This is a genomic window from Mycobacterium sp. (assembly GCF_049280035.1).
Classification (GTDB): Bacteria; Actinomycetota; Actinomycetes; order Mycobacteriales; family Mycobacteriaceae; genus Mycobacterium.
Window position 1 is genome coordinate 1 of sequence record NZ_JBAPPI010000696.1, and the last position, 8,096, is coordinate 8,096.

The 8,096-nt window shown below is 63.4% G+C and carries 7 protein-coding genes; 2 read left to right on the plus strand and 5 right to left on the minus strand.

Features of this window, described 5'->3' with window-relative positions; translation table 11 throughout:
* Window positions 1-12 precede the first annotated feature (12 nt).
* The 3 genes from WAN71_RS22350 to WAN71_RS22360 all read right to left on the minus strand — a co-directional run bounded on the left by WAN71_RS22350 (window position 13) and on the right by WAN71_RS22360 (window position 3,377).
* Window positions 13-1,260, minus strand: coding sequence for a glutamate-5-semialdehyde dehydrogenase (locus tag WAN71_RS22350; RefSeq protein WP_422227424.1), 1,248 nt, complete (start codon window positions 1,258-1,260; stop codon window positions 13-15).
* 110 nt (window positions 1,261-1,370) lie between these two features.
* Window positions 1,371-2,657, minus strand: coding sequence for a serine hydrolase domain-containing protein (locus WAN71_RS22355; RefSeq protein ID WP_422227425.1), 1,287 nt, complete (start codon window positions 2,655-2,657; stop codon window positions 1,371-1,373).
* 21 nt (window positions 2,658-2,678) lie between these two features.
* Window positions 2,679-3,377: a hypothetical protein gene (locus tag WAN71_RS22360; RefSeq protein WP_422227426.1), complete on the minus strand. Its 699-nt coding sequence runs from the start codon at window positions 3,375-3,377 to the stop codon at window positions 2,679-2,681.
* Window positions 3,378-3,643: 266 nt separating this feature from the next.
* Between WAN71_RS22360 and WAN71_RS22365 the strand changes: the two genes are divergently transcribed.
* Both WAN71_RS22365 and WAN71_RS22370 read left to right on the plus strand, forming a co-directional pair.
* Complete coding sequence (locus WAN71_RS22365; protein ID WP_422227427.1) at window positions 3,644-5,422, plus strand: ABC transporter ATP-binding protein; 1,779 nt, start codon at window positions 3,644-3,646, stop codon at window positions 5,420-5,422.
* A gap of 32 nt (window positions 5,423-5,454) precedes the next feature.
* Window positions 5,455-6,456 (plus strand): phospholipase D-like domain-containing protein, encoded by a 1,002-nt coding sequence (locus WAN71_RS22370; protein ID WP_422227428.1) that lies wholly within the window; start codon window positions 5,455-5,457, stop codon window positions 6,454-6,456.
* 4 nt (window positions 6,457-6,460) lie between these two features.
* On the opposite strand, the gene WAN71_RS22375 is transcribed toward WAN71_RS22370, so the two are convergent.
* A complete protein-coding gene (locus tag WAN71_RS22375) occupies window positions 6,461-7,270 on the minus strand; it encodes a class I SAM-dependent methyltransferase (protein WP_422227429.1) in 810 nt (269 codons plus the stop codon).
* A 30-nt stretch (window positions 7,271-7,300) separates the two neighbouring features.
* On the minus strand, window positions 7,301-8,096 hold a 796-nt coding region (locus WAN71_RS22380), incomplete at its 5' end, for a cyclic nucleotide-binding domain-containing protein (protein ID WP_422227430.1).

Below are 8,096 nucleotides of genomic sequence, written 5' to 3' on the forward strand. Positions count from 1 at the left end.
CTCCTAAGGAATTCAGGCTGGGCGGGTCTGACCGTCTCCCCAGACGATCCACTTGGTCGAGGTCAATTCCGGCAGTCCCATCGGGCCGCGGGCGTGCAGCTTCTGCGTGGAGATGCCGATCTCGGCGCCGAACCCGAACTGCTCACCGTCGGTAAAGCTTGTCGACGCGTTGACCATCACCGCGGCCGCATCCACCGCTTCGGTAAACCGTTGGGCGGCAGCCATATTGGTGGTCACGATGGCTTCGGTGTGGCCGGTGCCGTATTCGTTGATGTGCGCGATCGCCTCGTCGACACCATCGACAACCGCGATCGCGATCTCCATCGCCAAGTATTCGCGGCGCAGGTGGGCCTCGTCGGGGTCGAGATGCACCGTCACGCCGGCGTCTTGCAGCGCCGAGATCAGTCGCGGCAAGGCCTGCCCCGCGATCGCGGCGTCGACCAGCAGCGTCTCGGCGGCGTTGCAGACGCTGGGCCGACGCGTCTTGGAGTTGAGCAGGATCCGTTCAGCCATCTCGAGGTCGGCGGCATCGTGCACGTAGACGTGACAGTTGCCGACACCGGTCTCGATAGTCGGCACTTGCGCGTCACGGACCACCGCGTCGATCAGGCCTGCTCCCCCACGCGGGATCACCACGTCGACCAGGCCGCGGGCCTGGATCAGGTGGGTAACGGTAGAGCGGTCGGCGGCCGAGAGCAGCTGAACGGCGTCGGCGGGCAAGTCTTCACTGCGCAGCGCAGCGCGCAACACGGAGACCAGCGCCTCGTTGGAATTGGCCGCGGATGCGCTGCCGCGCAGCAGCGCGGCGTTGCCGGACTTGAGCGCCAAACCGAACGCATCGACGGTGACATTGGGCCGGCCCTCATAGACCATCCCGACCACGCCGAATGGCACCCGTTGCTGGCGCAGTGCCAGCCCATTGGGCAGGGTGTAGCCGCGCAGCACCTCTCCGACCGGGTCGGGCAGTCCTGCGACCTGGCGCAGGCCGGCGGCGATTCCGTCGACGCGCTTCGGGTCCAGGGCCAACCGGTCGATCATCGCGGTCGGTGTCTCGGCGGCCCGCGCCGCGTTCAAATCTTCGGCGTTAGCCGCCAGGATCCGGTCGGTGTTGGCGATGACTGCCTCCGCGGCGACAAACAGGGCCTGGTCCTTGGCGACCGTCGGCAATGAGGCCAGCACGCGGGCGGCGACCCGCGCCCGGCGCGCGGCCTGGTGCACCTGTTCGCGCAAGGCGGGGGCCGACGGAGCATGCACACTCATTAACCCAGGGTATCGAGTTTCCTACCGCCCGGTTGACACGGCCCTATTTCACCTTAGGATGAGCGCCCGGCAGGCCAGGGTTCGCTCCGTGCGGACGCTCACACGTCGCACTAGATGGCAGCTGAAATCTCTTTGAGCATCGCTATTCCGGCGTTGTCGGCGATGATGTTCGGCTGGCCTTTGGTCCAGTAGGTGTTGGCCAGCACCGCGATGCCCAGCGGCTCCTCGTTGGGACCGCCCATGGTCATACCGATCCAACACGAACAGCCGCCCAGGGACGTCAGGCCGTCCTTCCAGACAATCCGCGGCGGGTCGGGCGAGACCTGCCAGGCCAGGCCCATATTCGCAGGTCCCCGCTGGGATTCGCCGCACTGGTTGAGCGACAGCGGCGACGACTGGGTGGTCGATGCCAGCGCTTTCATCAGCGGAGTAGATCCGTTGGGCGCGCCCAGATGCGCCAGCAGCCAGGTGTGCATATCGGTGGCCGATGACTTGAGATCCGAAGCCGCGCTGGCGGAGACCATCTGGCCGCCGTCGGGATAGGCCTGCGCCACCGGAGCACCGCCGGGCACGATCGTCACCGTGTCGGGCATGTTCAACGGCCCAGTGATCTGGCTCTGCAGCAGGGCCGAATATGCCTGTGCCGGTGGAGGATTGCCCCCCGCCGCACAGCCGTAGGCCGACACTGTGGTGAAGCCCAACGTGATGAAACCCATATCCGAATAGCGCCAGCAACTGCCCGGAGGCAGACCGTTGTGGGTCCGCCAAAAGTCCAGCAGCCCAGGCGGCGGCGCCGACGGGCTGGTTTGGAATAGACCGACGCCGTCTTGGGGACTGCCGGATGGAGTGGGCAAACCGGAAGTGTGCTGGGCCAGCATCCGGGGGGTGATCTTTTGCATTGTCTGGCTGAGATTGCCAGTGCCGCCGAGGTATCCGGATAGGTAGCGCTGCAGGCCCGCATCCCAATCGAAGCAGCCCGGGTTTGTCACGACCCCGTTGGCGAACAGCGCGGTGGTGAAAGTCTTGGTGATCGACCCGATGCAGAACAGGGTTCTCGGCGTGGGCGGGGTCTGGTCGGCCACCGTGCCGAACATGTAATAGGGGTTGAATTGGTGATTCGGATACGCGAAAGTCACCGCGATTCCGTAGTTGGCCCCCGGTTGGTTGGTCTTGGAATGCAGGTTGTCGAGCAGCGTGTGGGCGTGGTTGCCGATGATCCGGTTCAGATCAGCCTGCGTCAGCCTGATTGGCCCGGTCCGGGCATCCGGCACCGGGGTGGCGGTCTCGGTTTGCTCCGGTGGTGTGGACGGCCCACATGCCACCGCCGTCGCACCCAAGCCGAGCACTCCCACCCCGGCGGCGAGCCGCCCGAACTCACGCCTCGATATGCCGCTCATCTGCTGGCCTCCCTACGGTTGTCAGACGGGCACGAAATCGCCGGCGAACCATGCGGTGGTCACCGAGTGCGTTTGGGGCGGCGGGAAGTCCGCCGTGGGTGATCCGAGTTGGCCGATTTTGACCGTCCATACCGGCATGGAGCGATCGATCGCGGCAGTGGCGCCCTGGCTGGGCAACACCAGGACGGCGAGGTTTGAGTTGGCCGCGTCGCAACCGTAGGCCCCGACATAGCCGTCTGGCCGTCCGCCCCAGGCGCCCCCGTTGCGCAAGCGGCAGTGAGTGTTGTCGTCGAGCAGCAGCGCAAAGGGTTGTGGCGCGGCGACGGGCTGAACATGCGGCAGCGCATCGGTGTAGCTCACCCGATGCAGCTCTTTGTCCCAGGGATCGTCCCCACACAGCAGGGACCCCGGTGTTGACGGCCAGCACACGTCAGCGCCGGCCGCGCTGGGTGAGCAATAGTAGATGTCATCGGCCACCGCAGCCGGAGACGGTGTGGTGCAGTCGGCCACGTTGTCGACATTGCTTTGCGACGGCGCCAATCGGTAACCGTTGATCGGTTCGCCATTCGGTCCGACAGGCACCGCCGTGATCACCTGGGTGGCCGGTGGTTCGGCGCCGATGAATCCGGCTACCACCACCGCGGCAACTGCGACGAAAACGATCGGGATAACGACGCGCGACGTGATCGCCGTCAATGGCTCAATTCTGGAGCTGTGCATTAGACCTCCGCGCTACGCGCCACACATGCTGCCGATTAAGGGTAAGGCCCGCGAAAGCGGCAGAGAGGCGAATTCGGCGATACAGTGCTTAGCTCTTAACCGGTTGTACCCGACAGCGTTACTGCGTTGAGCAGGGCCGGTTTTGCGCGAAATCAGCACCAGATCGTCCTTTGCGCTGGTAGCTTCATCGCGCAGGGGCTGCAATTCGAGTACACAGAGATGTGAGTTGGGATCACGTCCGCCTTCGGTAAAGGAAGAAGGTTGCTATGACGCGCCTGATCCTTGACTTGGTCCGGCCTTACCGCCGGGTCATTGCGATCATCTTGGCGGCCATGCTGATGCAAACGGCCATGAGCCTGGCCGGCCCTTGGCCGCTGAAGGTCATCCTCGACAACGTGGTCGTGGCCAAGCACCCACTTCCGCACTGGATGACTGAGCTGCTGCCGATGCTGGGCGGCAAAAACAAAATGCACATCGCGGAGCTTGCGGCGCTCTTTTTCATAATGATCGCTGTTCTGAACGCCGTGGCGTCCTACATCGCCACCTACTACACCGAGACGGTAGGCCAGTGGGTTGCCTACGATCTGCGCACCCGCACCTACCACCATCTGCAGCGGCTTTCACTCAGTTACTACGACACGCACCAGGTTGGCGCGATAGTCAGCACCATCAACGACGATGTCGACACCATCCAGAGCTTCGCGTCCGATTCCATCACCGAGATGCTTATTGATGCGCTTAACATCGTGGGCTTCTTGGGCGTGATGTTCGCGATCAGGTGGGATTTCGCGCTGATCGCCCTTGTGGTGACGCCGTTCTTGCTCTTCTTTGTCTCGCGAGTCAGAACGGCAGTGAAGAAGGCGACGCACGAAGTGCGACTACGCCAGGCCGACATCGTCAGCGCAGTGCAGCAGGGCCTGGAATCCGTTCGAGTCGTGCAGGCATTCGAGCGCGAGGACCTGCAGGAGGCGGAACTGAGCCGGGTCGGCAAACAGACCATCGAGGCAGCGCTACGGGCCCGTCGGATCAAGGCACTGCTCGCGCCCCTCGTCTCCATCGTGGTCGCGATATGCACCGGTTTGGTGCTCTGGCGGGGTACATCACTGGTGTTGGCGGACGCCATGGAGGTCGGCACCCTCACCGTCTTTCTTTCGTATATGGCCATGTTCTTCAAGCCGGTGCAGGACCTCGCCACGATGACCAACACGATCGCGCAGACGTCGGTGGGCGTGGAGCGGGTCCGGGCGATTCTTGATGCCGACGCCATTATTCCGGATCGTCCCGATGGTATCGAGCCAGGGACATTGCGCGGTGAAATCGAATTCGAGCACGTGTCATTCGGCTATGACCCGGCATGTCCGGTCCTGCGCGACGTCAGTTTCACTATCAAGCCGGGCCAACTGGTCGGATTCGTCGGCCCCACCGGCAGCGGGAAATCCACCGTGGTGAGCCTCATCCCCCGGTTCTACGACGGAGACTCCGGAAGCATCAAGATCGACGGCGTCGACGTCCGGGACTATAAGCTGCACGAACTGCGCAAGCACATCGGCTTCGTACTGCAGGAGACCGTCCTGTTCCGAGGCACTATCCGCGAGAACATCGCCTACGGCCACCCCCGGGCCACCGAGGACGAAATTGTCCAGGCGGCGAAACTGGCCAATGCCCATGAGTTCATCAGCCGCATGCCAAACGGCTACGACAGCGCGGTCGGTGAGCGTGGTCTCACGCTCTCCGGTGGCCAGCGGCAACGAATTGGCATCGCCCGCGCGATCATTCGCGACAACCCGATCTTGATCCTCGACGAGCCGACCGCAGCACTCGACACCGAGTCCGAACAACTTGTGGTCGAGGCCCTGGAACGGCTGATGAAGGGCCGGACGGTGATCACCATCGCGCATCGACTGAGCACCATCCGCGACGCCAATGACATCATCGTCCTCAAGGATGGCGTGGTCGCAGAGAACGGCACCCATCAGCAGTTGCTGGCGCTCAACGGGGTCTACGCTGGCCTGCATCGCATCCAGTACGAGGAAACCTCGGCGTAGGCCGCGCTTTCAGGCATCCCCGTGGAGGTCAAATGTCACATTCGATAATCGTTCTCCCCGACGACTCGTCCCGGCCTGTGCTTGACGCCATTAACGGCGCAACGCAGTCGCTGCGAATCAAGATGTTCGTGTTCTCTGATCCGGAGTTGTTGAAAGCGGTGATCGCCGCCCAAAAGCGTGGCGTCAAGGTTCAGGTGATGCTGAATCCCGCCCGGCGCAGCGGTGAGGCGGACAACGAGGACGCGCGCGCGGCGCTGACCGAAGGCGGGGTCGAGGTTCTGGACAGCAACCCAGCTTTCGACCTCACCCACGAGAAGTCCATGGTGGTCGATGACACGCACGCCTTCGTCAAGTCGCTGAACTGGGCAACCGAGAACTTCACCGAGACCCGGGACTACGCCGTGGTGACCTCGCGCGACGCCGAGGTGAAGGAGATCACCGACTGTTTTGAGGCCGATTGGAGCCGACAGGCCTTTGACCCTGAAGCGCGCTCGCACCTGATTTGGTGTCCCACCAACGGGCGGGATCGAATCGCCGAATTCATTGACGAAGCAAGGCATTTCCTGTTCATCCAGAATGAGCGCTATCAAGATGCCATCATCATCGAGCGTCTGGTGCGCGCCGCGCGTCGTGGCGTGAAAGTTCATGTGATGGCTCGCCCGCCGCATACCCTCAAGAAGGACAAGCTCATTGAGGGAGTCGGCGGCCTGCGGATCCTCGATGACGTCGGAGTCAAGATCCACCGGCTCAAGCATCTCAAACTGCACGCCAAAATGATTCTGGCCGATGGCATTCGGGGCATCGTTGGGTCAATCAACCTGGCCCCGGGCAGCTTCGATAGCCGGCGTGAGCTCGCCATCGAAGTGCGCGACGATGACTGCACCGAACGCTTGCACGAGGTGGCTCGACATGACTGGGAGAATTCGCGTCCTCTTGATTTGACCGACGAAGGGCTGATTGCCGATCTCGCGGAGCGCTATGCCGACAGCGCCGAGAAGCTAGCCCTGGTCGAGCACCACGACAAGCACAAGTGAGCGATTAGTTCGCCAGCGGTTTGCGTCCCCAGACAGATTGGGTCAGCTGGGTCCGGTACGTGAAGGTCGGGTCCAGGTAGGCGCGGCGCATTTCGCCCACCTCCGCCTCGCTGAGAACGCCGTGATTGATGACCGCATCGTCGATTCGCTGCCAGGTTTTGATCCACATATCAGAGAACGGGTCGCCACCTTGTACAACACGCGCGATGCCCTCGTTGCCCATCTCCGCTAGCCCGAGTGCTTCCATGTACCGCAACAAGACCTTGCCGAACCGGAAATCGGCAATCCTTGTCGCCGAAGCGAACTCGACGCGTTTGCGGTAGCAAGAGTCAAACAGCTCAGACAGCGGATGATCGGGATTGACCGACCCCGCGACGTCGTTGTCGGGGTCCGCGGCAACTAGCCATCCGCCCGGGCGCAGTGCGCTGGCCATCCGCCGCAGGGCAGCTGCCGGGTCGTCCAAGTGCATCAGCACGAACCGGCAGTGAACCAGGTCGTAGCACGCGGGCTCGAGCTCGTCGAGGGTGATGTCGCACTCACGCACTTCGACATTGTGCAGGCTCAAGTCGCCGAGGTATCTCGGATCGATGTCGGCCGCGACCACACGCCCGCTCGGGCCGACGCGCTCAGCGAGCCAGCGCACCATCGCACCCGCGCCCGCACCGACTTCCAAGCAGCGCCAGCCCGGACCGACGCCGATGGCGTCGAGGTAGCGGCGAGTATGGGGATCGCACTCGTTCTCTAATAGCCGCAGCCGCGCGAGTTCGTCGTGCGCGTCGGCGTCTGCGGCGAAGTAGTGGCCCCCTACCGGCATCGGACACCCCAGACGGTTTCGGCCGGCCGACTACGCCTGAGGGCTGCCGATGCGCTCACGAGAACCCGTCCGCGATGATTCCTTTCGCCGGTCTTCGATAATGCGGCCCAGCTCCTGAAGCAGCAAAGGTGAGCGCATGACCAGATCTTCGATGTGCTCGCGGTCGATCTCCAGGGCAGTCACTTCTTCCAGCGCATACGCCGTAGTCAGACTTGGTTGACGGGTCAAGGTGGTCAGCCCGACGAATGAACCTTCTTCAAGCACGCTGACTGACAGGACAGCACCGTCTTCGGTAGTGGTTGTCAGCCGGACGCTGCCTTTAATCAAAAAAGTCATCGCGGTGGGCACTTCACCGGCCATCTGCACGACTTCGTCGGTCCCGTATCGAACGATTTTCGCGTGTGGGAGCAGGGACTGTTGATCGGTGAGACTCAACCGCAAGGCCGGTGCTACCGCAGTTCGCATCGCCATCTGCACCCGGGCCGGGGTGGAGAAGTCGTCGTCGGCGCCGTCGAGGTGGAAGCCCTCACGCCGCGCCGCGTACCAGATCCATCGCAGGAACGTCGAGCGCGCCGCGCCGTCATCGGCGGGCGACTTCAACCCGATGGTGACGCGGTACTCGCCGCTGCCGGCGGCCACCGCGGTCGGTGTGCTGTCGGCCTTGCGTTGCGGCAGCGTGCCGGCAACCCGCGATAGCAGACGTCGCACCCGGTCGGGCGGGTCGGCAGGAGAAAACGTCATGGTTATCGATAACTGGTGTGCGCCCGGCGGGCGGCTGAGATTCGTAAACGAGGTAGCGGCGAGCACCGAATTGGGTGTGATCTGC